This window comes from Kordia periserrulae, assembly GCF_003054265.1.
GTDB classification, from domain to species: Bacteria; Bacteroidota; Bacteroidia; order Flavobacteriales; family Flavobacteriaceae; genus Kordia; species Kordia periserrulae.
The window spans coordinates 196,542-217,650 of the sequence record NZ_QBKT01000005.1 but is presented as its reverse complement, the minus strand read 5'-3'; the positions used below and the strand labels follow the sequence as shown (position 1 = coordinate 217,650).

Annotated in this window: 17 protein-coding genes; 11 read left to right on the top strand and 6 right to left on the bottom strand. The window is 36.5% G+C overall.

The features are described from left to right. The first annotated feature begins 7 nt into the window (after nt 1-7). Together C8N46_RS12060 and C8N46_RS12055 are read left to right on the top strand one after the other, a co-directional pair. On the top strand, nt 8-598 hold the full coding sequence (locus tag C8N46_RS12060; RefSeq protein ID WP_245896832.1) for a hypothetical protein: 591 nt from the start codon (nt 8-10) through the stop codon (nt 596-598). Beyond that, nucleotides 588-959, top strand: coding sequence for a cupin domain-containing protein (locus tag C8N46_RS12055; RefSeq protein WP_108115153.1), 372 nt, complete (start codon nt 588-590; stop codon nt 957-959). The genes C8N46_RS12060 and C8N46_RS12055 overlap by 11 nt, the downstream gene beginning before the upstream one ends. A gap of 417 nt (nt 960-1,376) precedes the next feature. Here the strand turns inward: C8N46_RS12055 and C8N46_RS12050 are convergent, their stop codons facing one another. Further along, the gene (locus tag C8N46_RS12050; protein ID WP_108115152.1) at nt 1,377-2,843 is read right to left on the bottom strand and encodes a hypothetical protein; all 1,467 of its coding nucleotides are present in this window, start codon (nt 2,841-2,843) and stop codon (nt 1,377-1,379) included. Between the two features lie 260 nt (nt 2,844-3,103). On the opposite strand from C8N46_RS12050, the gene C8N46_RS12045 reads away from it, so the two are divergent. The 5 genes from C8N46_RS12045 to C8N46_RS12025 all read left to right on the top strand — a co-directional run bounded on the left by C8N46_RS12045 (nt 3,104) and on the right by C8N46_RS12025 (nt 9,782). Beyond that, nucleotides 3,104-3,319 (top strand): hypothetical protein, encoded by a 216-nt coding sequence (locus tag C8N46_RS12045; RefSeq protein ID WP_108115151.1) that lies wholly within the window; start codon nt 3,104-3,106, stop codon nt 3,317-3,319. 242 nt (nt 3,320-3,561) lie between these two features. Further along, complete coding sequence (locus tag C8N46_RS12040) at nt 3,562-4,611, top strand: hypothetical protein (RefSeq protein ID WP_108115150.1); 1,050 nt, start codon at nt 3,562-3,564, stop codon at nt 4,609-4,611. 288 nt (nt 4,612-4,899) lie between these two features. After that, nucleotides 4,900-7,929 (top strand): sensor histidine kinase, encoded by a 3,030-nt coding sequence (locus C8N46_RS12035; protein WP_108115149.1) that lies wholly within the window; start codon nt 4,900-4,902, stop codon nt 7,927-7,929. A 209-nt stretch (nt 7,930-8,138) separates the two neighbouring features. Further along, nucleotides 8,139-8,891 carry a LytR/AlgR family response regulator transcription factor gene (locus C8N46_RS12030; RefSeq protein WP_108115148.1) on the top strand — a complete coding sequence of 251 codons (753 nt, stop codon included), beginning with the start codon at nt 8,139-8,141 and terminating at the stop codon, nt 8,889-8,891. Between the two features lie 318 nt (nt 8,892-9,209). After that, the gene (locus tag C8N46_RS12025; protein ID WP_108115147.1) at nt 9,210-9,782 is read left to right on the top strand and encodes a hypothetical protein; all 573 of its coding nucleotides are present in this window, start codon (nt 9,210-9,212) and stop codon (nt 9,780-9,782) included. A 238-nt stretch (nt 9,783-10,020) separates the two neighbouring features. Here C8N46_RS12025 and C8N46_RS12020 read toward each other — a convergent pair whose 3' ends face one another. After that, complete coding sequence (locus C8N46_RS12020) at nt 10,021-10,848, bottom strand: hypothetical protein (RefSeq protein WP_108115146.1); 828 nt, start codon at nt 10,846-10,848, stop codon at nt 10,021-10,023. A 395-nt stretch (nt 10,849-11,243) separates the two neighbouring features. Here C8N46_RS12020 and C8N46_RS12015 point away from each other — a divergent pair, with 395 nt between their 5' ends. From C8N46_RS12015 to C8N46_RS12000, 4 genes are all read left to right on the top strand, one after another. After that, nucleotides 11,244-11,630, top strand: a complete 387-nt coding sequence (locus C8N46_RS12015) for an HU family DNA-binding protein (protein ID WP_108115145.1) — start codon at nt 11,244-11,246, stop codon at nt 11,628-11,630. A gap of 160 nt (nt 11,631-11,790) precedes the next feature. Next, nucleotides 11,791-13,302, top strand: a complete 1,512-nt coding sequence (locus C8N46_RS12010; protein ID WP_108115144.1) for an NADP-dependent isocitrate dehydrogenase — start codon at nt 11,791-11,793, stop codon at nt 13,300-13,302. 277 nt (nt 13,303-13,579) lie between these two features. Continuing rightward, a complete protein-coding gene (locus tag C8N46_RS12005; RefSeq protein WP_108115143.1) occupies nt 13,580-14,398 on the top strand; it encodes a GLPGLI family protein in 819 nt (272 codons plus the stop codon). Between the two features lie 44 nt (nt 14,399-14,442). Next, complete coding sequence (locus C8N46_RS12000; RefSeq protein ID WP_394340256.1) at nt 14,443-17,157, top strand: carboxypeptidase-like regulatory domain-containing protein; 2,715 nt, start codon at nt 14,443-14,445, stop codon at nt 17,155-17,157. A gap of 76 nt (nt 17,158-17,233) precedes the next feature. On the opposite strand, the gene C8N46_RS11995 is transcribed toward C8N46_RS12000, so the two are convergent. The 4 genes from C8N46_RS11995 to ffh all read right to left on the bottom strand — a co-directional run bounded on the left by C8N46_RS11995 (nt 17,234) and on the right by ffh (nt 20,971). Further along, entirely contained in the window at nt 17,234-17,953 is a 720-nt protein-coding gene (locus tag C8N46_RS11995; protein WP_108115142.1) for a hypothetical protein, read from the bottom strand. 63 nt (nt 17,954-18,016) lie between these two features. Continuing rightward, complete coding sequence (locus C8N46_RS11990) at nt 18,017-18,457, bottom strand: SRPBCC family protein (RefSeq protein ID WP_108115141.1); 441 nt, start codon at nt 18,455-18,457, stop codon at nt 18,017-18,019. Nucleotides 18,458-18,572: 115 nt separating this feature from the next. Continuing rightward, the gene (locus tag C8N46_RS11985) at nt 18,573-19,460 is read right to left on the bottom strand and encodes a bifunctional 5,10-methylenetetrahydrofolate dehydrogenase/5,10-methenyltetrahydrofolate cyclohydrolase (RefSeq protein ID WP_108115140.1); all 888 of its coding nucleotides are present in this window, start codon (nt 19,458-19,460) and stop codon (nt 18,573-18,575) included. A 179-nt stretch (nt 19,461-19,639) separates the two neighbouring features. Then, nucleotides 19,640-20,971: a signal recognition particle protein gene (ffh, locus tag C8N46_RS11980; protein ID WP_108115139.1), complete on the bottom strand. Its 1,332-nt coding sequence runs from the start codon at nt 20,969-20,971 to the stop codon at nt 19,640-19,642. Between the last annotated feature and the right edge of the window lie 138 nt (nt 20,972-21,109).

Below are 21,109 nucleotides of genomic sequence, written 5' to 3'. Positions count from 1 at the left end.
AAATCGCGTGAAAAAAACCGTATTTCTTGGACTTATGGCAGCTTGCTTGGTAAGTTGTGCTAAAAAAGAAGACCCATTTTTAATTCAGAATGATCGTATTGGAAAACTCTCAAAAGAGGCTACTGTAAAGCAATTGGATTCTATTTTCGCGAAGGATTCTTTGGTAAAACGCATTGGCGAAGGCGATTATATGCAAGCTGGAAACGACCACTATTTGGTGTATGAAAAGCAAGGAAAACATCTTTTTACCTTAATTCCAAGACAACAGCATGACGAAAATGAAAAGATAGAAACCATTCAAATTCATGATGCTCGTTACAAAACTGAAAATGGTGTTTCATTAAAAAGTACCTTCAAAGATATTCGGGAGCATTACAAAATAAAAAACATTTACAACACCATGAAAAATTTGGTGATTACCGTAAATGGACAAGAATATTTTACGATTGATAAAACAGAATTGCCTGAAGATTTACGTTACGATATGAGCTTAAATATTGAAGCCATTCAAATTCCTGGTGAAGCGAAAATCAAGCAATTCATGATTAATTGGAAACACCGAGAAACTGAAAAAACGGAGAAAAAAGATGGCGAATAAAAAATATCACATCCAAAAAAGCCCGTTTGTAGTTCCTACTACCGATGGCAAATTGATTGAAGAACATTTTGGAAATGCTACAGACGGAAATTCTGGAATCAGCATCGCACACATGATTGCACCGCCCAAATGGAGCGAGCCGTTTCAAACACCTGAATTTGACGAGTACACATATATTATCAAAGGAAAAAAACAGTTTATCATTGAAGGTGAAACCATTGTGTTGGAAGCGGGACAATCAATCAAAATAGAAAAAAATACGCGCATTCAATATTCCAATCCGTTTGACGAAGATTGCGAATACATTGCTATTTGCTTGCCAGCTTTTTCAATGGATTTGGTACATCGAGAAGAGCAATAGAAAACTTTCGTAAACATGCTAATGTCACCTTAAACTTGATTCAAGGTCACAAATTAGTGCTATCGTAGCTTTCTCACTGTTATGAGAAACCAAACTTGATTTGGTTTGACGGAGTAATTTGTTTTTTAAAACCTGAGTTCGATTTAAAATTCGATTTATAATCATGATTTTTAAACAGTTACAAAAGTGTCAAATCGAGCGCAGTCGAGATTCAATAGAAATATAGACTTTCTTAGTTGTTCTCGACTGCGCTCTGAACTGACAATCTGTTATTTATTGGCTAACTATAAGTGATAAAATGATGATGATTAATCCAACTCAGGTTTAAAAGAATATATTCAAGTAAAAAATCGAGCGCAGTGAAGAGTTTAAAATGTTCCTAACTGCGCTCGAAATTATCAACTAATTCAAATCGTTTTATTTAATAATCGTCACATATCGGTACGTACTATTTTTTCCAATATAGCCGTAACCGTTGGTCGTTCTAGCTCTTGCATACACGTTGAATGAATGTGCACAAGTTACTTTTGCGTTAAAACTTCCTGAAATATTTCGACTTCCTTGCCACGTTGCAGGCGGCGTTGTTAAGTTGTACGCTTGATAGACAATATTTTCCGAATCGCCATCGCCCCAACGTGCCGTTAAACTATAATCTAACAGATTTCCTTCGGTATCAAACGCTTCAAAGTTAACATCAATTTTATCGGTCGGATTTTGCAAGTTTACAATACCACACGCGCCAATTTCTGCATTTTTATACTTTACAGAATTAATACTTACTTCAGGCACATTATTGTCAATATACATTGTTAACACTTGCTCAGGACTCGTCGCGCCAACTTCTGTTCCTGCGTTGTTGTAGAATTTTACTTTGAATTGCTGCAAGCCAGTGTTTAATTTGGTTGAATCGAACTGAAAGAGCAAATCGTCAATAGAATAATCAACACCTGCACTTGGCATTTTGTAGAAATTACTACTGTCTGGCGAAGACGCTTCAAGTACATAATCGGAGCCATTCCACTTATAATTGTACCAAGAAGTCACGAACTCTGAAAACGAACCTGAGGTTCCGGAGCGGTGAAATACTTTATACTTTTTCGCGCCTAATCCTGGCAATTGATCCATTTTTGTACGATTTCCAATCACGTTCAATCGTCCACCAAAAGCGGCATTTTTTGCGTGAATAAAATAGTTAGAAGCTGTCGTAGCGCGTCCTGTTGACGAATTAATTTTTGTCGTTGGAATCAATCCTACACTTCCCATTACTGGCCCTAAATCAGCCGTTGCTATGCTTGGTTTTCTTGAAAAATACAGTGTGTGCAATTTTGAGAAATCTCTAAAGAAATTGGCTGGTGTGTCATAATTCAAATTCGGTTTGTTTGAATGTACTCTAAAGCCAAACTTTGTATACGAACTGAACCACCACCATAATAAATTCACTTTCAAATCAGACAACAAAAATCTGAATTTCCAAATTCTGTGCGGTGTTGCTGAATTTGGCGACGTTCCAAACGTGCTTTTACATTCTGACTTTTGTTCTTCATTCAGTAATCCAGTCCATCGTCCAGCTCCTAAATAATACTGTCGTCCCATTTTATTAGGATTTCCGGGATAATTTCCATAATTCACATCGTATTTTGGTGAAATAGCTTTATTTCGGTTTCTATCGAATGTAAACCAAAAATAATCGCCCGTTCCTGGGTCGTTATGCGTATCCTTTACCACATCTAATACAACGTACAAATACTTTGCGTCGTTCTTTGCCAGCATATATCCGCCATCAAACTCCATTTGTTTCTCCAATGCGCCTGACCAAACCGCATCTTCTAATTGGTCATCTAAGCTAATAGGCGTTCCTGCCCAAGTTGATTTAATTGTTCCCATGATTTTTATAGTTTTTAGGTTATATTATTTCCGTCACAAAACTATTCAGGTTCAAATAGTTACGAAAGAGTTTAAAAACTAATTCTACATAGGAAAAAGACGGTTTCGTTACAGGCAAAAAATAAAAACCTGCTAAATTTTCCCCTTTCTTTAACAAACATCTTTACGAATTCTAGTTTACAACCAACGAATTCTAAAACCACTCCCAAAAAGCAGCAAGTTGCCACTACATTTGAAATGTAATTAAAAAAGAAAAACAAATGTGGTACGATATAAGAGCAACAAAAATGATTCAAACGTATTTGGACATTTACTCACAAATTCGAATGCAATTTGACGCAGAAGGCAAAGTCAACACTGTTGATTTATTTCAAGAAGGAAAATGGATTTCGAGTCCCACACTCGCAAAACGCATGCGCTTACAACATATTGCATTGCCTGTACGACAAAAAGCATCGATCACATTAAAAAGATAAAAAACGTTTAGGTTGGTTAGTTGGGAAAATCAGCTTGAATCTTTTTGATGGCTGTCAAAAAGGACTATCAAACGTATTGAAGAGTGGGTTAGGAAAACAATACCGATAGTCGTTTTTATCCAAAAAATAAAAACATTCGAGCTGATTTTTATGTTATGCAACTAAACGATTAAATGATTGAAAGATTGAAAGATTGAAAGATTGAAGAATTAAAGGATTTACTAATTATAAATACTACTACTATGAAAACAAGAACATTCAAAATGACCGCATTCATGGGACTTGTATTGACATTGTTTTTTGCATGTTCCCCAGAAGAGAAAAAAGAAAATTTAACCGCAATTAATAACGAAGAAGTTGCCATTTCAAAGCAATCAGTCGTGTTTATTGCAGGATATGACAAAGGTGAAAGCACCTATTATAAAGACGCCAAAGCACACTTTGAAGCCCAACAATACACCATTGTAGATGATGCCTTTTCGCTTCAAGAAATTATTTCGTGGCTAAATAAAAATCACGATGGAAAAGATTTTGAAGAAATTCATATTGTCAACAAAGGAAATTCCAAAAAAGGACTATCGCTCGAAACTACGATTCATGGTGAACTTTTATCACAAGAAGCTTTGTTGAATTGCTTAAAAGAGGATAAACTTCCTAAACTAGAAAATGTACTCGCTGCTGATAGCAAATTGGTGTTTCACACTTCCGAATTGGGGAAAAATAAACAACTCTTGCAAGTGTTACGACAAACCTTTACAGCAAATCATCAACCGAAAGTATTTGCGACGCCGCATGCAACAGTATTCAACGGAAACTTTCAAAAGCATTACTTGGCAAAAGTATTTTACGGGTATTATCCAACAGCGCAATCGCCTGGAAATGTAGACTTATCAAAGCAGTTTATTCGCAAATATCCGTTGGAAGACATTCATTGGCTAGATGCTATCCGAACCAAAGAAGAAGGCGAACCTGGCGAAGCATTCTCGTATAAATTTAATATTCCTATACGTTGGGAAATTCAATTTCCAGATGACGAAGATGTGCCAAAACTAAGCAATGCCAACGAAATTATGGATTGGATTGACGCCAATGAAGCATACAGCAAGCGCATCAAAGACATGGGAATCGACATTGAAAAATTTAGATGGAAAGCCTACACTTCTGGACAAAAAGTCATCATCAAAGGAAAAACAACTGTTGTATGTGTACTACAACCAATGATGCAACGCAACAATCCGTTATCGTATGTGCGTACGGAGTTTGAGAATCAACGATATTATACGCAGCTTTAGTGTTTGTTATTGGTTGTTGGTTGTTAGTTGTTGGTCGATTTGAAACTAAGACGTCATTTCGAGTGAAATCTCGGAGAGATTTTGTATCGAGAAATGCTTAGAAAGCTAATATTCTGTGTGTTTCTCGATACAAATTTATTGTATTTCGGCTTTGTTCACTAAGCAACAAATTCACTCGAAATAACGTTTTAAATTCACAAAACAACAATCACGAATACATCGAAAAACGAATCACAAAAAACAAACAACAAAAACAATAAAACACCACCGAATCCCTATATTTGTTATATGCATACAACCAAAATACGTATCGTATTCTTTTTTATTGGTGTCTTTTATGGAACCTTTTTACAGGCGCAAAACAATCAACTACGTGCCTACACGTTGAAAGATGGTTTGCCGCAATCGCAAGTAAATGCTATTGTTCAAGATGCATTGGGTTATTTGTGGATTGGAACACAAGGCGGCGGTATTGCGCGTTTTGATGGAAAGTCATTCACGGTTTGGAATGAAAAGAATGGACTGATGTCCAATTACATTCACGCACTGAAATTTGAAAAAAACAAACTTTACATCGGTACGCGACAAGGTTTGGCGATTCGTTCAAAAAATAGTTTTCAAGAATACAAGGCGCCACGCGTCTACGATATTGAAATTGCAAACAATACTGCTTTTTTAGCAACGCAAGAAGGCATTTATCAATACAATGCTAAAAACGAAATTGAAAAAATTGATTGCAATACAACACTCAATGCCACACAAATCAACGATATTTTGTTTGACGGGAATTTCTTTTGGATTGCTTCGCGACGTGGGTTGTGGAAAACAAATCGTTTGGCGGCTGACGGAACGTTTCAAAAAGTATTCAACAGTGATTTTAAATCGCTCACATTGTACAAAGACCAAATTATTGCCGCGAGTTTTGTAGATGGCATTTTTTCATTTCACCCAAAAAGACAAGGCTTTCAAGAAGTTTCTGAAGTTCGGCAAATTAATAGTATTGAAGTAATTAATGGCGACGAATTATGGATAAACACCACCAATGCAGGCATCAAACGTATCAATCTTACCGATAATATTGCCGAAAAACCAATTGCTAAAAGTAGCGGTTTATCAGTCTACAATATTAGAACTGTCTTTAAAGATCGCCAAAACAATGTGTGGATTGGCTCTTCAGGCGGCGGATTGTTCAAGTTTGAAAAGAATAACTTTCGACATTACACCAAGGACAACGGCTTGGTTGCTAACCGAATTTACGCTTTGCATCATGTGAACGATGCGTTGTGGATTTCGACGGCAGAATCTGGCTTGACCAAAATTGATTCTACAGGCATTCATCAAGAAAGAGAAACAAGCAACTATCTCAACAAAAAAGTAAAAACACTGACCAACGATACCAAAGGAAGAATTTGGGCAGGCACCGAAGGAAAAGGAATTTATATTTATCAGAAAAAAGTTCGCGACAGCATCGTTTACAACAATGACTCTTCTGGTGAAAACGCTTATGAAATTCAAAAAATTGAAGATATTTACGAAGCTAGCATTACAACCGATATTGGACTGCCTTCCGACTGGATTAGCAAGATAAAAATATACGGTTCGCAAGTGTGGATTGCGACGTATGCGGATGGAATTGCGCGTTTTGAGTACAATCACGAAAAGAAAAAGATATACAATCTCAAAACATTCGGTACGGAAGACGGTATGAAGGATGTGAGTATTCGCGATTTGGCTCGTGATGAAACAGGACGTATTTGGTATGCTACGAGCAAAGGCCATGTTGGTTTTATTAAAAATGATGAAGTCACGCACTTTAGCTATGAAAAAGTAACAGGAAGTGAAGTCACGATTGGTACAATTCGTTTTCACAATTACGATATGTATTTGGGCACGTTTGGAAAAGGAATTTGGTTTTCCTATCTGTCGAAAGACTTTGAATTTAAACCCTTACAAGGAAAAAAAGACCTTTATTCTGACAATATTTATCAATTGATTTTTGACACTAACGGCGATTTGTGGGCAGGAAGTGAGCGCGGCGTGGACCAAATTACGTTGGATAAGAAAAATGAAATCCAAAACGTGATTCACTACGGACAAAATGATGGTTTTTTAGGTATTGAAACTTGTCACAACGCTACTGCAAAAGACGCCGAAGGGAATTTGTGGTTTGGTACTATTTACGGACTTACCAAATATACGCCTTCTGCCTCGACGCAAGAAGGTTCTAAGCCGCAAATACACTTTGAAAATATTGAAGTCGCCTATCAACCTTTGGATTCTATTGACTTGCAAGCTTGGACAAATTCCGATAAGCAATTGCAACTTACCGAAGATGAAAACGATTTGGCGTTTCAGTTTCGTTCGGTTGATTTGGACAATCCGGAAGCCATTGTATATCGTTACAAATTTGACGATAACAAATGGAGTCCGTGGAATACCGAAAGTAAAATTACTTTTGGCGATTTGGATTTTGGCGACCATACATTTTCGGCACAATCTCGCAACAAAGATTGGTTGGAAAGTGACCCGATTGGCTTTAACTTTCACGTTATTCAACCGTTGTACAAAAAAACATGGTTTAAAAATCTATTATGGACGATTCTCGGGTTGATTGTCGCTTTTATCATTTACAATTACATCAAACGTGTAAAGGCGAAAAACCGTGCTATTCGTGAACGCTTACAACTAGAAAACCACTTGCTTTCGCTAGAACAAAAAGCTTTGCGCCTACAGATGAATCCACACTTTATTTTTAATGTTTTGAATGGTATTAAAGGGATGAGCAGAAACGATATTCCAAAGATGGACAAAACCATCAATACCTTTGCGGTGTTGCTTCGTGAAACCTTGACAAATTCGAGAAAAGATACCATTACGCTTGCGCAAGAAGTAAAAACGCTTAAAAACTATATTGAAGTAGAACGCTTAATGGCGAGCAATGATTTTACCTATGCGATTGAGGTGACATCAGATTTAGACCCAGAAGAAGTACTCATTCCGCCCATGTTGATTCAGCCGTTTGTGGAAAATGCGATACGACACGGCATCATGCCGTTGCAGAGAGAAGGCAAACTTAACATCACGTTTACCACAGATACCAACTTTTTATACGCCACGGTGACCGACAACGGCATCGGTATTCAACAATCGCAACAAAACAAACCGAAAACCGATCATCAATCGATGGCATTGCAAGTGACCAAAGAACGCATAGAATCGTTAGCAGGAAAAAATACTTTAACGATTCATGACTTGTCAAAAGAAGTTGGAACAGGAACCAAAATTTCGTTTAAAATTCCTTTGGAAACGGAGTTTTAGTGATTTTTGATTTACGATTGTTGATTTACGATTTTTGATTGTTATATTTAAGCTTGAAACAAGAAGTATGCTTTGAGTGATTCATGAAAAGATATAGATTCCTGCCTACGCAGGAATGACAAAAGACAAAACCAACACCAAAAACCTAAAACCCAACACCTAACACCAAAAACCTAAAACCTAACACCTAACACCTAATACCTAAAAATATGCTCACTACTATAATCGTTGACGATATTCCTGCGGCTTTAGAAATGCTTCACGACGATATCCAACGTCTGCATCCTGAATTGAAGATTATTGGAACCGCTTCAAGTGTGGTGGAAACGGCGAAACTGTTGCGTAAACAACAACCTGATATTTTATTTTTAGACATTATGTTGGGCGATGGTTCTGGATTTGATGTGTTGGAAATCTTTCCAAATCTCACCTCAAAAATTATTTTTGTCACAGCGAGCGATGAGTTTGCCATTAGAGCCTTTAAATTTGCGGCAATTGATTATGTGTTGAAACCGTATTCGGAAGAAGAACTCACGGCGGCGATTGAAAAAGCAAAAGGTCAAATTCACCCAAATAAAGAACGTTTAGACATTTTAAAAGATACCTTAGCCGCACCCAATGAAAAGCCTACGAAAATATCACTTCATACATTAGATAAAATCATTATTGTGAGTCTGGATGAAATCATTCGTTGTGAATCGGATAGTAATAATACGATTTTTTACTTGCAAGACGGACAGAAAATCTTCGTAACCAAAACGTTGAAATACTTCTCAGACATGTTGAGCAACTATCAATTTTTGCGTGTGCATCAAAGTCATTTGGTCAATTTACAATTCATCAAAGCCTATATCAAAACGGATGGCGGGTATTTATTGTTGAAAGATAAAAGTACGGTGCCTGTTTCCGTTCGGAAGAAAGTGGAAGTTATGGAAGTGTTGAGCAGTATTCATCGGAAGTGATTTTTGATTTACGATTTACGATTGTTGATTTACGATTGTTGATTTACGATTGTTGATTTACGATTTTTTTGAAACGTCTTTGCGAGAATTTCACTGAAATTCGTGGCAATCTGTGACTTTCAAAGAAAAACATGTACTTCGATACAAAAAGACTGACACAGCTACGCTTCGCAGTGACGTTACAAAAAAACTCACAAAAAGCTGCGCTACAAGAAACGTTCGTAACAACACAAAAAATCTCACGACTCAATACTCACGACTATAAACACCACAAGACCTAAAAAATCACTATCTTCCCTAAGATTAAAACCCTTATTGATGAAAACAGCCATTACAGTTCTTCTCGTATTTATTACGTCTTTTGCGCTTGCACAAACGGAACACGAACCTACCGAAATGGATCCGTATGGAACTAAAAACCCGAAAGCACCCAAACAATTAGACGATTTTAAACCGATGATTGGCATTTGCGATTGCGATTCGCAACGTAAAAATCCTGATGGTTCATGGGCAGCTCCTGTACAAATGACGTGGAAGTTTAAGTATATCATGAACGGCATGGCAATTCAGGATGAAACCTTGAAAGCCGATGGAAGGCATTCGGGAAGCATCCGACAGTTTCATAAAGATAGTTTGAAATGGTATGTACATTATTATACTTCTGCTTCTCCTACGCCAACACTCGGTTCGTGGGAAGGCAGCAAAACAGCCGATGGAAAGATTGTCCTCTACAAACCACAAAAAGCACCGAATGGCATGGACGGTTTTTCACGATTGACGTTTTACGACATCACCGAAACTGGTTACAAATGGATTGGCGAATGGGTAGACCCAAAAGAGACCATGAGTTTTCCTTTTTGGAAAATTTCATGTACCAAACGCGAAGAGTAAACCACATAATCTACTGATTTACAAAGTCTTTACAGATACATAAAATATACTTATAGATATCATTTAAAACATAAATAAAAACAAATAACTTTTAATCCCGATATTTGACTTGTAGAAAATTAGAAAACCGCATACTCTATATCGTATGTAATTAGTAAGTGTTATAAAAGTTAGCCTTAACCCAAGCAATATTTGTGAGAATGTATTGTTTGGGTTTTTTATGGACTAAATCATTTTTTTAATTACCTAACCTAGAATCTTTAGGGTCAATTATAGGTGTTGAATCTTTCCAAATCCAAAATCCTCCTTTTTTTAATTTATACAAAGGAATAGCATAAGATAAAGTTAAAAATACAGGTTTTTGATTTTCTGATAGAGTTCCTAACTCATACCCAATCCCTAATTGAAAGTCTAGAACGCTAATATTTAATGTAGGAGCAAAAACATTTTGGGTATCATCTCCAGTTCCTGCAGAAAACAAGAATCCTAAATGAATACCAAATGTACTAACAAATTCTTGATCTATTATACTATTACCAATATCTCTTGTTTCTCTTAACTCTCCACAACTGATTCCAAATCCAGCGCCTATTGAATTAAACAATAAAATATCTCCTTCTTTCTGATTATCATTTTTAGTAAAATTAAATCTAGCTAGAGGAACAGAAAAGTTAGTATTCCAAATAGTAGCCTTGTAACTAATAGTTTTACCCGATAAAGAGAAATTAGAAAATCTTTCTTCATTCAAAGTATTAAGAATTACTTCTGACTGTTCAATTTTGGAAAGAACTTTCTGAGAAATCTCATTTTTAGAATTTTCTGCCCATAATATAATATTATCTCCAACAGTTAAAGGAGGAGAGAATTTACATTCAAACTCTCCCTCTTCGTTAACTTTCACTTCGTATTCTGGATTAAAATCTGAATCAGTACTAATATATATTATGTTTCCGATTTGACCTATACCTTTAACCAAATTAGGAGATGAAAAATGTACTACAGGGTTTGTTTGTGATAACATAAAGTTACTAAACAAAAGAAATGATAAAATAAGTTTTTGCTTCATTATTTCAAGTATTAAATATTCATTAAAAAACTCTGACTTACAGAGAAAAATTTAAATTCAATATTAAATCTAGCTGTAATATATATGTAAACCTTACGGTTTCCCGCAATCGCTAGTAAATACTCTAAATCATTCCTTCAAAACAAAGAGACTTCCCCACCACTCCATCAAGTACACCCAACCCATTCATCAAGATGTTTGTTATAAAAGATAAAGAGGCTTTAAAAATTTAATACGTATTAAAAATAAGTTTGATACCTATTAAAAATAAATTTCATACGTATTAAAATTTATTTTTATATTTAGTAGCGTATCAAAACATCAAGAAGTTTTATGAGAAACTACTTGAGAACGCAGACAAATAATCTGTTTAATAATGGTAAATACACAAGACAATGGCAATTAAATATAAAGTTACCGAACGCGGAACACCTGGAGTTTCTGGTGGTGGTTCTAAGAAATATTACGCTTCCGCAACCGCACGCCAAAAGATAGATTTAAAACAATTAAGCGAACGACTCGCCGCTATTTCTACCGTATCTGAAATTGACACGATTGCTGTGTTACAAGGTTTGGTGCATTTGTTACCTGAATATTTGTGCAAAGGCAATAGTGTTTCGTTGGGCGACTTTGGTACGTTTTCGGTACATATTCGCAGTGAAGGAAAAGATACTCCCGAAGCCGTTAATGCATACAGTATTACAGATGTTAAAGTAAGCTTTCGCCCAAGTGTAGAGTTTAAGAATCGGATGAAAACGGTGAAGTTTACGAAACATAAGTAACTTACGCTTTTTGGAAAAACATCATTGAATCTTTCAATCGTTGAATCTTTCCATCAAACAAAGCAAACATAAAAAACACTTATACATATCATATAAAACATAAATAAAAATATATGAATTCTTTTTCTGACCTTTGCATTGTAAACTTAAAAACACTGCAATGGAGAACATCAAATCACAGGTTTCGCAACAGCGACAAACGAATACAAAAACTAAAGTAGCCGTAGCCTATGGGGACGGAATTGGTCCTGAAATTATGAAAGCTACGCTTAACATTTTAGCTGCAGCAGGCGCTGAAATCGAACCTGAAATTATTGAAGTTGGCGAAAAAGTATATTTATCTGGAAACTCTTCAGGAATTGAAAAGAAGTCTTGGGAAGTAATCAATCAAAATAAAATCATTTTAAAAGCGCCAATTACAACTCCACAAGGAAAAGGCTATAAAAGCTTGAATGTAACGCTGCGCAAATCGCTCGGATTATTTGCCAATGTGCGTCCGGTAAGCGCGCTACATCCATACATCCACACCAACTTTCCAAATATGGATGTGGTGATTATTCGTGAGAATGAAGAGGATTTGTATGCAGGCATTGAGCATCAGCAAACCCAAGATGTGGTACAATGTTTAAAATTGATAACGCGTCCAGGTTGCGAAAAGATTGTTAGATATGCTTTTGAATACGCAAAACTGTACGGACGTAAGAAGGTAACGTGTATGGTAAAAGACAACATCATGAAGTTGACCGACGGATTGTTTCACAATGTCTTTAAAGAAATTGCCGCAGAATATCCAGAAATTAAAAGTGACTCACAAATTATTGACATCGGTTCCGCACGTATAGCAGCGCGACCAGAAGATTATGATGTGGTCGTAACCTCTAACTTGTACGGTGATATTGTATCGGATATTGTGGCAGAAATTGCTGGTTCGGTAGGAATGGCAGGTTCGGCAAATGTTGGAAAAAACGTAGCCATGTTTGAAGCGATTCACGGTTCGGCACCAGACATTGCTGGAAAAGGAATCGCCAATCCGTCAGGATTGATCAACGCTGCTGTCTTAATGTTGGTACATGTTGGAAAAGCAGGAGTTGCTAATAAAATCAAAAATGCGTTGTTGACTACGATTGAGCAAGGATATCACACCGCAGATATTTACCAAGAAGGAAAAAGCATTCAGAAAGTTTCTACCAGTGAATTTGCTGAAAAAATCATAGAAAACTTAGGCAAAACTCCTGAAAAGTTACCATTAAGCAACTTGGATGAAAACGCGGGAAGCATTGTAATTCCAGAATACAATCGTCCAAAAGAAAAACAAGTATTGGTCGGTACAGACGTGTTTATCAACTGGCAAGGAAGCAATCCAGAAGAAATTGGCGATGCGTTGGCAAGTTTGCAATCGTACAAACTAAAATTAAAAATGATTACCAATCGCGGTGTGAAAGTGTATCCAAACGGATTGCCAGAAACCTATTGTACAGACCACTGGCGTTGCAGATTCGTAGGAACCGATGCAGAAATTAACGGCGGACAATCCGTCTACACACCTGTAGATTTTGAACAAATCTTAGCCTTGTTATCAAACATCAACGAAATTGGGTACGAAGTTATCAAAACAGAAAACCTCTATGAGTTTGATGGGAAACGCGGTTTCTCATTGGGTCAAGGAGAATAACATATAAAAAAGTTCATAAGTAGTTAGTAAGTGTTATTATTCAGTTAGCAAACCGAGCGGTATTTAGAAAGGATATGGCTCGGTTTCTTCATTTATTATGATTTCAAAAAAATCAAAAACATTTTAAACCTTTTTCAATTTCTGTAGTCTAACGAGCTCTAATGAAATGAGAAGAAGACGATTGGAACTTAAATTAATGTTAATATTGGCATGAATTCACCTTAAACGTTTAATCTTTCACTATATTCGTTAGACAAAACAAACTGAATCACCCGCTATGAAAACTTTTTTACTAAAATTCCTGTCACTTTCCTTTGTCGCACTGCTTTCTTTTAGTGTAGATGACTCTCAAAAATTTCAAGGAAAAGCCTATTATTTTTCAAAATCTAAAATGGAACTCGGAAACTGGGGCGCACGTTTGAGTGAAGCTCAGAAAAAAGATGTTGCCGCACGTTTAAAGAACCGATTAGAGAAAAGTTATGTATTGAGTTTTGACAAAGAAGCGTCTGTTTTTAAAGAAGAAGATAGATTGGACGCTGTTTCTGGTGCCACCGATTCATGGGGCGCAAATTTCTCTCGTGGCGAGCAATACAAAAACGTTAAGGATTCTGCGTTGGTGCAGGCACAAGAGTTTTATGGAAAGAAATTTTTAGTCAAAGACAAATTACATACGATTGCATGGAAAATGGGGAAAGAAACCAAGCAAATTGGGCAATATATGTGTTTCAAGGCGACTGCAATGGTTTCCAAAGACGATTTGGAATGGTATAATTTTTCTTGGAGCGATTTACGAAGAAATGATGACGACGGAGACGGAACACCAGACGTTCCGATGATTGCTGTAGAAGCTTGGTATACACCGCAAGTTCCTGTAAGTCACGGACCAGCAGAATTTTGGGGATTGCCAGGACTTATTTTAGAAGTTAGCGCAGATAATACGACCATGTTATGCTCTAAAATTGTCATCAATCCTGGAGAAGAAATTAAAATAGAAGCGCCTGACAGCGGGAAAGAAATTACAAAAGAAAAGTATCAAGAAACGATTCGTGGAAAGATGCAAGAAATGATGAACAATCGTGGTAGAAGAAGAGGCTAATTCACTACTTTTACACGTACTAATAAACTAACTTAGAATAACACATGAACATTAAAAAACTCTGCACTTTGCTACTGCTTTTAGTAGCTACAATTTCCTACTCACAAGTAACCATGGAAGGAGTTGTAAGAGATAGTCTTAAAAATCCATTGGAACTAGCAAATGTGATTGCGCTGAATAAAGAATCGGGCACGCTAGAATCGTATGGAATCACAGATAAAACTGGAAAATACCGACTGAAACTTTCTAAAAACACCAATTATAAAATTCAAGTTAGCTATATCGGATTGGAAAACTTGGAACAAGATCTTTCTACCAAAGAAAGCGACATTACGAAGGATTTTATCATGAAACAAGGCAACTCGTTAGAAGCTGTTGAGCTTACCTACGAAATGCCCGTAACGATTAAAGGCGATACCTTAGTGTATAATGCAGATTCGTTTAAAAACGGTACCGAACGGAAGCTAGAAGATGTATTGGAAAAACTGCCAGGCGTAGAAATTAACGAAGATGGACAAGTGGAAGTTGAAGGAAAAGTGGTCAATAAATTGATGGTGAACGGAAAGGACTTTTTTGATGGCGATACCAAATTGGCTACAAAAAATATTCCGTCTAAAGCAGTAGATAAGATTCAAGTATTGCGTAATTATTCGGAAGTTGGACAATTGCGCGGCGTGACCAATAATCAAGATAATGTTGCGATCAACATCAAATTGAAAGAAGGAAAAGAGAATTTCTGGTTTGGTAATGTTACCGCAGGAAGTGGTGCGTCGCCAGATAATGAATTGTATTTGTTTCAGCCTAAGCTTTTCTATTACAGTCCAAAATACAGCATCAACTTTATTGGTGATATGAACAATATTGGAGAACTCGCGTTGACGCGACGTGATATTCGAAACTTCACAGGCGGATTTCGCGCACCAAGTAGAAGCAGCGGAACGAATATCAATCTTGGTGATAATGGCTTGAATTTTTTAACGAATCAAAACAATGCGTTGGAAATAGAAAGTAAATTGGCAACAGGAAACTTTAGCTATTCTCCTAACAAAGCCTTGGATATTGGCGGATTTTTAATTTACAGCAGTAGCCGTATTTTATCGAGAGAAACTAGTTTTGTACAATATACCGATCCAGAATTGGGCATTCCTGATGAAGCCACTGAGCAGCGAAGTAGAGAACGTTCGGACCAAGCTGTGGCAAAATTGAGTGCTTCGTATCAGCCTAACTTAAACAATCAATTGGATTATGATGTGATTGGTAGAATTTCGAACGACACGCAAAACCAAGGTGTGTTTTCATCTGTGATTGGAAGCACGAATCAGATTGAAGAAGTGACGCCGTTTAGTTTTAATCAAAACCTAAACTACTATTACACGCTCAACGAGAACAATATTTTTGCGCTAGAAGCACAACATTTGATTAAAGATGAAGATCCTTTTTACAATGCGATTTTAGACAATGACACCAACAGTGCTTTTGATACTACCGCAACTGCACTAGGTTTAGACACGGACGCTAATCAATACAATTTGGGACAAAACCGACGTATCAAATCCAATCAATTGGACGTAAAACTCGATTATTACCATATTTTAAATGCGCGAAGCAATCTTAACATCACGTTTGGAACCATTTTAAGCAATCAACGATTCAACTCGAATTTATTTCAGTTTTTAGGTCCTGGATTGACGTTAAACCCTACTCCAACCTTCAATGACGGACGCGCTAGTAATGATATTGAATATAATTTTAGTGACATTTATTTAGGGTTTCATTACCGTTTAAAAAGTGGTAAGTTCACCTTTACGCCAGGATTTTCGGTACATGCGTACGGCAATAAGAATATGCAGTTTGGTGTAGAATATAAAGACAATTTCTTCAGAATATTACCAGATTTCGAAACCCGAATTCAGTTTAAAAAGAGTGAAGCATTGACCTTGCGTTACGACATGCGAAATCAATTTACAGATGTTACGCGTTTGGCAGAAGGTTTGGTGATGAACAATTTTAATAGTTATCAATTTGGAGAACCAACCTTGCAAAATGCGCTATCGCACAATGTAAGCTTGATTTACACCAGTTTTAATTTGTTTAACTACACCAATGTGTTTGCAAGAGCTGCTTATTCGAGCAATATTGATCAAATTCGTGGGTTGACAGACTTTGAGAGTGTCATTCGTACAAGTACATTTTTCAATTCGAATTTTGCGGATGAAAACGTCAATGTATTCGGACGAGTACAGCGTACTTTTGGGAAAGTGAGAGCTACCTTAAACGCAAGTTTTAACTATAGTAAGATTAATCAGTTCATTCAGCAACGTCGTTCGGTAAACGAAGGATTTACACAAAGTTATACGCCAGGTATTAGAACCAATTTTAGAGTTGCGCCAAACGTAGAATTGCGTCACCGTTATAGCGTTACAGACAACAATCAGGGTGGACGAGATACGCGATTTACGACCAACGCCACTACATTTGACTTTGATGCGTATATTTGGAAAAAACTAACATTCAGAACGGATTTTACGTATACCAATCAGGATTTAGGAAACGGAGAATCGCAATCCTTTCAAACTTGGAATGCCTCACTTTCCTATAGAAAAGACAGAGATGCCAAATGGGAATATGAAATTAGAGCAACCAACTTGTTAGACATTGATGCACGTGTACGAAACAGTGCCAATAACATCTCAGTATTCAGTTCGGAAACCTTCATTCAACCACGATTTGTAACCTTCCGATTTATTTATACGTTATAGAAAATTTACACACTTTTAAGTTGTTATAAACAAACCGAGCAGTTATTTTTAGCGGAATTTGCTCGGTTTTTTAGTGTTATATTTTTTGAAGTAATGATTGTAATAATGTTTTTACTGTAGCATTAGATTCTTGTAGAATATACTTCTCAATTTCCACTTTAAATTCTGTACGATAAGAAGCATCTAAATAGTTTAAAATATCGACTCCTGCATTTGAAAAATAAGTTGCTAAAATTATCCGTTCTTCATCTGTAGAATCTTCTGTATTCCGTATCATCATAAAAGATCCTTCAAGAATTTGTTTCATGCCATACTTAATTTGCTGTAAACCATTCATGCGAACTTGATAGGTTTTGTCATTGGGATTAAGAGTTTTTACAAATATTTCTGCAACGGGAATAGTTTCAGCAGAAAAATCAATTATAACACCTACTAAATGAGAAAGTTCAATTCCATAAGCATTACCATTTACATGTGCAGTAGCATACGTGTTTAACACTTCTCTGATAGACTGTTGATAGGTAAACCCATACTCCATTTTCTTATCAACACTTATACTTTCATTTTGCAGAAAACTTTTATAATTTGGTGCAATTACTTTTTGAAATAACTTTCCAGTAGCTTCATTTTTAAGTGTTGGATACGCATCAGGAGAAAGTGTTTTTAAAAGTGAAGTAAATTTTTGGTAATCCTCAATAGTCCATTCTTTTTCAATTGAAAGCGAATCACTTGTTTGACCAAAAATTATTGTCACAAAAAAGAACAACAAGCATACATTAGATATGATAGATTTCATGTAGTATTTTTTAAGGTTTCAAAGCTACATATTATTTCACACTTATTGAAAATGCTAGAAACTTCAAGGCAAGTTCTCCATAAAACTCACCAACCGCTCTTTGATAAAATAATTCCAACCTTCAAGACAGCTTTCTCTGGTAAACTCAGGAATATCGTCAGGAAAATCTTGGATAACTGCTGTAGTCACCGTTAAACGTGTTCCTCTTTCTTTTTCATGCAGCTCAAAAGTGACAAAGGAATCGCCTGCAAGGTCTTTGTATTTCCAATTGTAAATAATCTTTTGTAGTGGTAACACACCTTTGATAGTCCATTGATGAACAAAATCGCGAGAAGGCGCTTTAACATTGAATTCTGTTTGAAAACCTACCTCAGCTTTGAAATCGGGTATATTTTCAAAAAACCATTGGCGCATTTGCAAAACTTCCGTGATGGCTTTCCATACGGTTTCTAAAGGTTGTGAAAAGTGTTGTAAAACAATTACTGGCGGTTCGGAGGTTTTCATTGATTGTGTATTTGTTATGAATGAAAGTACTTAATCTAATCGTATTTCAATATTTTTTACAAAAAAAGCAACCTTTTTTAAAGATTGCTTTTCAGTTTATATGCTATAAGAAGTATTATTTTCTCGTTTCCATGTGACCTTCACGCGCTAGCAAGGTATTTTTAAGCAACATCGCAATGGTCATTGGTCCTACACCACCTGGCACTGGTGTGATGTGACTTGTTTTTTTACTTACATTTTCAAAATCAACATCACCTGTAATGCGATATCCGCGTTTACGTGTCTCGTCTGGAACTCTTGTGATTCCAACATCAATGACTACGGCATCGTCTTTTACCATTTCTGCTTTTAGGAAGTTTGGTTGCCCCAATGCGGTAATGATAATGTCTGCCTGACAGGTAATTTGCGTGATGTTTTTGGTATGACTGTGCGTCAACGTTACCGTAGAGTTTCCAGGAAATCCTTTTCTTCCCATCAAAATACTCATCGGTCTTCCCACAATATGACTTCTTCCAATAACTACGGTATGTTTTCCTTTGGTTTGTACGTCGTAACGCTCTAACAATTCTAGAATTCCGAAAGGAGTTGCAGGAATGAAGGTTGACATATCCAACGCCATTTTTCCGAAGTTTTCTGGATGGAATCCGTCTACATCTTTTTCAGGATTGACTGCCATTAAAACCTTTTGCGTGTTGATTTGTGGAGGTAATGGCAACTGAATGATAAATCCGTCAATATTATCATCTTCGTTCAGTTCTTTGATTTTTCTCAGAAGCTCCAATTCAGAAGTGGTATTCGACATACGCACCAAAGTAGATTCAAAACCTACACGTTCGCAGGCACGCACTTTACTTCCTACGTATGTTAAACTTGCACCATCATCTCCTACCAATACAGCTGCCAAGTGTGGTACTTTTTCACCGCGATTTTTCATTTTTTGGACTTCTGCTGCTATTTCGTCCTTGATATCATTCGATACTTTTTTTCCGTCTAATAAAATCATTATGTGTGTTGTGTTGTTGTTTCTTGGGTGTTGGGTCTTGGTTTTAGTTTTGGTTTTTGCTATTAGCTGTTAGTAAATGAAGCTTTTTCGTTTATTCTTTTAATAATAAATACGTAAACTTATAAACACATAAGCTTAAAATTCTTCAGAGCTAAAGGCTAAAGGCTAAAAGCTAGAAGCTATCTTCCCATGCCCTTCATCATTTGCATGAGCTTTCTTCCGCCGCCACCTTGCATCATCTTCATCATTTTGCTCATTTGGTCAAATTGCTTTAAGAGTTGATTCATTTCTTGTACTGAACGACCTGCTCCTTTGGCAATACGCTTTTTACGACTTGCATTAATCATAGATGGTTTTGAGCGTTCTTCTGGCGTCATAGAATGAATTAATGCTTCAATATGTTTGAAAGCATCGTCTTCGATTTCCATACCTTTCATCGCTTTGGAAGCCCCTGGAATCATGCCGACCAAGTCTTTCATGTTCCCCATTTTCTTTACTTGCTGAATTTGCTTTAAGAAATCGTCAAAACCGAACTGATTCTTCGCAATTTTCTTTTGTAATTTTCTTGCTTCTTCTTCATCGAACTGCTCTTGCGCTCTTTCTACTAACGAAACAACGTCTCCCATTCCGAGAATACGATCTGCCATACGTGAAGGATAGAATACATCAATCGCTTCCATCTTTTCACCTGTACCAATAAACTTGATAGGTTTGTTTACGACAGATTTGATAGAAATTGCTGCTCCACCACGCGTATCACCATCTAACTTTGTTAAAATAACACCGTCAAAATTTAAGATATCGTTGAAGGCTTTTGCAGTATTCACCGCATCTTGTCCCGTCATAGAATCCACTACAAATAGGGTTTCTTGCGGTTCAATGGCTTTATGAATATTGGCAATTTCGGTCATCATGGCTTCATCAACTGCCAAACGACCTGCGGTATCTATAATCACTACATTATGTCCATGTTGTTTTGCGTGCGCAATTCCTGCTTGTGCAATGGCAACTGGATCGTTATTTCCTTTATCTGAATATACCTCAACGTTGATTTGATCACCAACTACGTGCAACTGATCAATCGCCGCTGGACGGTATACGTCACAGGCAACTAATAAAGGCTTTTTGGTTTTCTTATTTTTTAAGTAATTGGCAAGTTTACCAGAGAAAGTCGTTTTACCCGAACCTTGTAAACCAGACATTAAAATTATCGTTGGTTTCCCTGACAGATTGATTCCTGCGGCGTCTCCACCCATCAACTCCGTCAATTCATCCTTTACGATTTTTACCATTAACTGTCCTGGCTGTAAAGTTGTCAGTACGTTTTGTCCAATGGCTTTTTCTTTGACTCTTTTTGTAAAGTCTTTCGCAATTTTAAAGTTCACATCGGCATCAAGCAATGCTCTACGCACTTCTTTTAAGGTTTCCGCAACATTTACTTCCGTTATACTTCCATGTCCTTTTAATACATGTAACGCCTTATCGAGTTTTTCACTTAAATTATTAAACATACGACTTTTATTCTTTTTTTGAGAATTTGATAAGTGGCAAAGATAGTGGAAACTTCTAAATTTTAAAAGGTTTTAGGTGTTGGGTTTTGGGTATTAGATTGCTGTGCTCTGTTGATTTGTTGATTTGTCTTTTTGTTA

Coding starts and splice junctions, on each gene's coding strand:
- C8N46_RS12055 (WP_108115153.1), top strand. CDS start 588: ATGGCGAATAAAAAATATCACATCCAAAAAAGCCCGTTTGTAGTTCCT.
- C8N46_RS12050 (WP_108115152.1), bottom strand. CDS start 2,843: ATGGGAACAATTAAATCAACTTGGGCAGGAACGCCTATTAGCTTAGAT.
- C8N46_RS12045 (WP_108115151.1), top strand. CDS start 3,104: ATGTGGTACGATATAAGAGCAACAAAAATGATTCAAACGTATTTGGAC.
- C8N46_RS12040 (WP_108115150.1), top strand. CDS start 3,562: ATGAAAACAAGAACATTCAAAATGACCGCATTCATGGGACTTGTATTG.
- C8N46_RS12035 (WP_108115149.1), top strand. CDS start 4,900: ATGCATACAACCAAAATACGTATCGTATTCTTTTTTATTGGTGTCTTT.
- C8N46_RS12030 (WP_108115148.1), top strand. CDS start 8,139: ATGCTCACTACTATAATCGTTGACGATATTCCTGCGGCTTTAGAAATG.
- C8N46_RS12025 (WP_108115147.1), top strand. CDS start 9,210: ATGAAAACAGCCATTACAGTTCTTCTCGTATTTATTACGTCTTTTGCG.
- C8N46_RS12020 (WP_108115146.1), bottom strand. CDS start 10,848: ATGAAGCAAAAACTTATTTTATCATTTCTTTTGTTTAGTAACTTTATG.
- C8N46_RS12015 (WP_108115145.1), top strand. CDS start 11,244: ATGGCAATTAAATATAAAGTTACCGAACGCGGAACACCTGGAGTTTCT.
- C8N46_RS12010 (WP_108115144.1), top strand. CDS start 11,791: ATGGAGAACATCAAATCACAGGTTTCGCAACAGCGACAAACGAATACA.
- C8N46_RS12005 (WP_108115143.1), top strand. CDS start 13,580: ATGAAAACTTTTTTACTAAAATTCCTGTCACTTTCCTTTGTCGCACTG.
- C8N46_RS12000 (WP_394340256.1), top strand. CDS start 14,443: ATGAACATTAAAAAACTCTGCACTTTGCTACTGCTTTTAGTAGCTACA.
- C8N46_RS11995 (WP_108115142.1), bottom strand. CDS start 17,953: ATGAAATCTATCATATCTAATGTATGCTTGTTGTTCTTTTTTGTGACA.
- C8N46_RS11990 (WP_108115141.1), bottom strand. CDS start 18,457: ATGAAAACCTCCGAACCGCCAGTAATTGTTTTACAACACTTTTCACAA.
- C8N46_RS11985 (WP_108115140.1), bottom strand. CDS start 19,460: ATGATTTTATTAGACGGAAAAAAAGTATCGAATGATATCAAGGACGAA.
- ffh (WP_108115139.1), bottom strand. CDS start 20,971: ATGTTTAATAATTTAAGTGAAAAACTCGATAAGGCGTTACATGTATTA.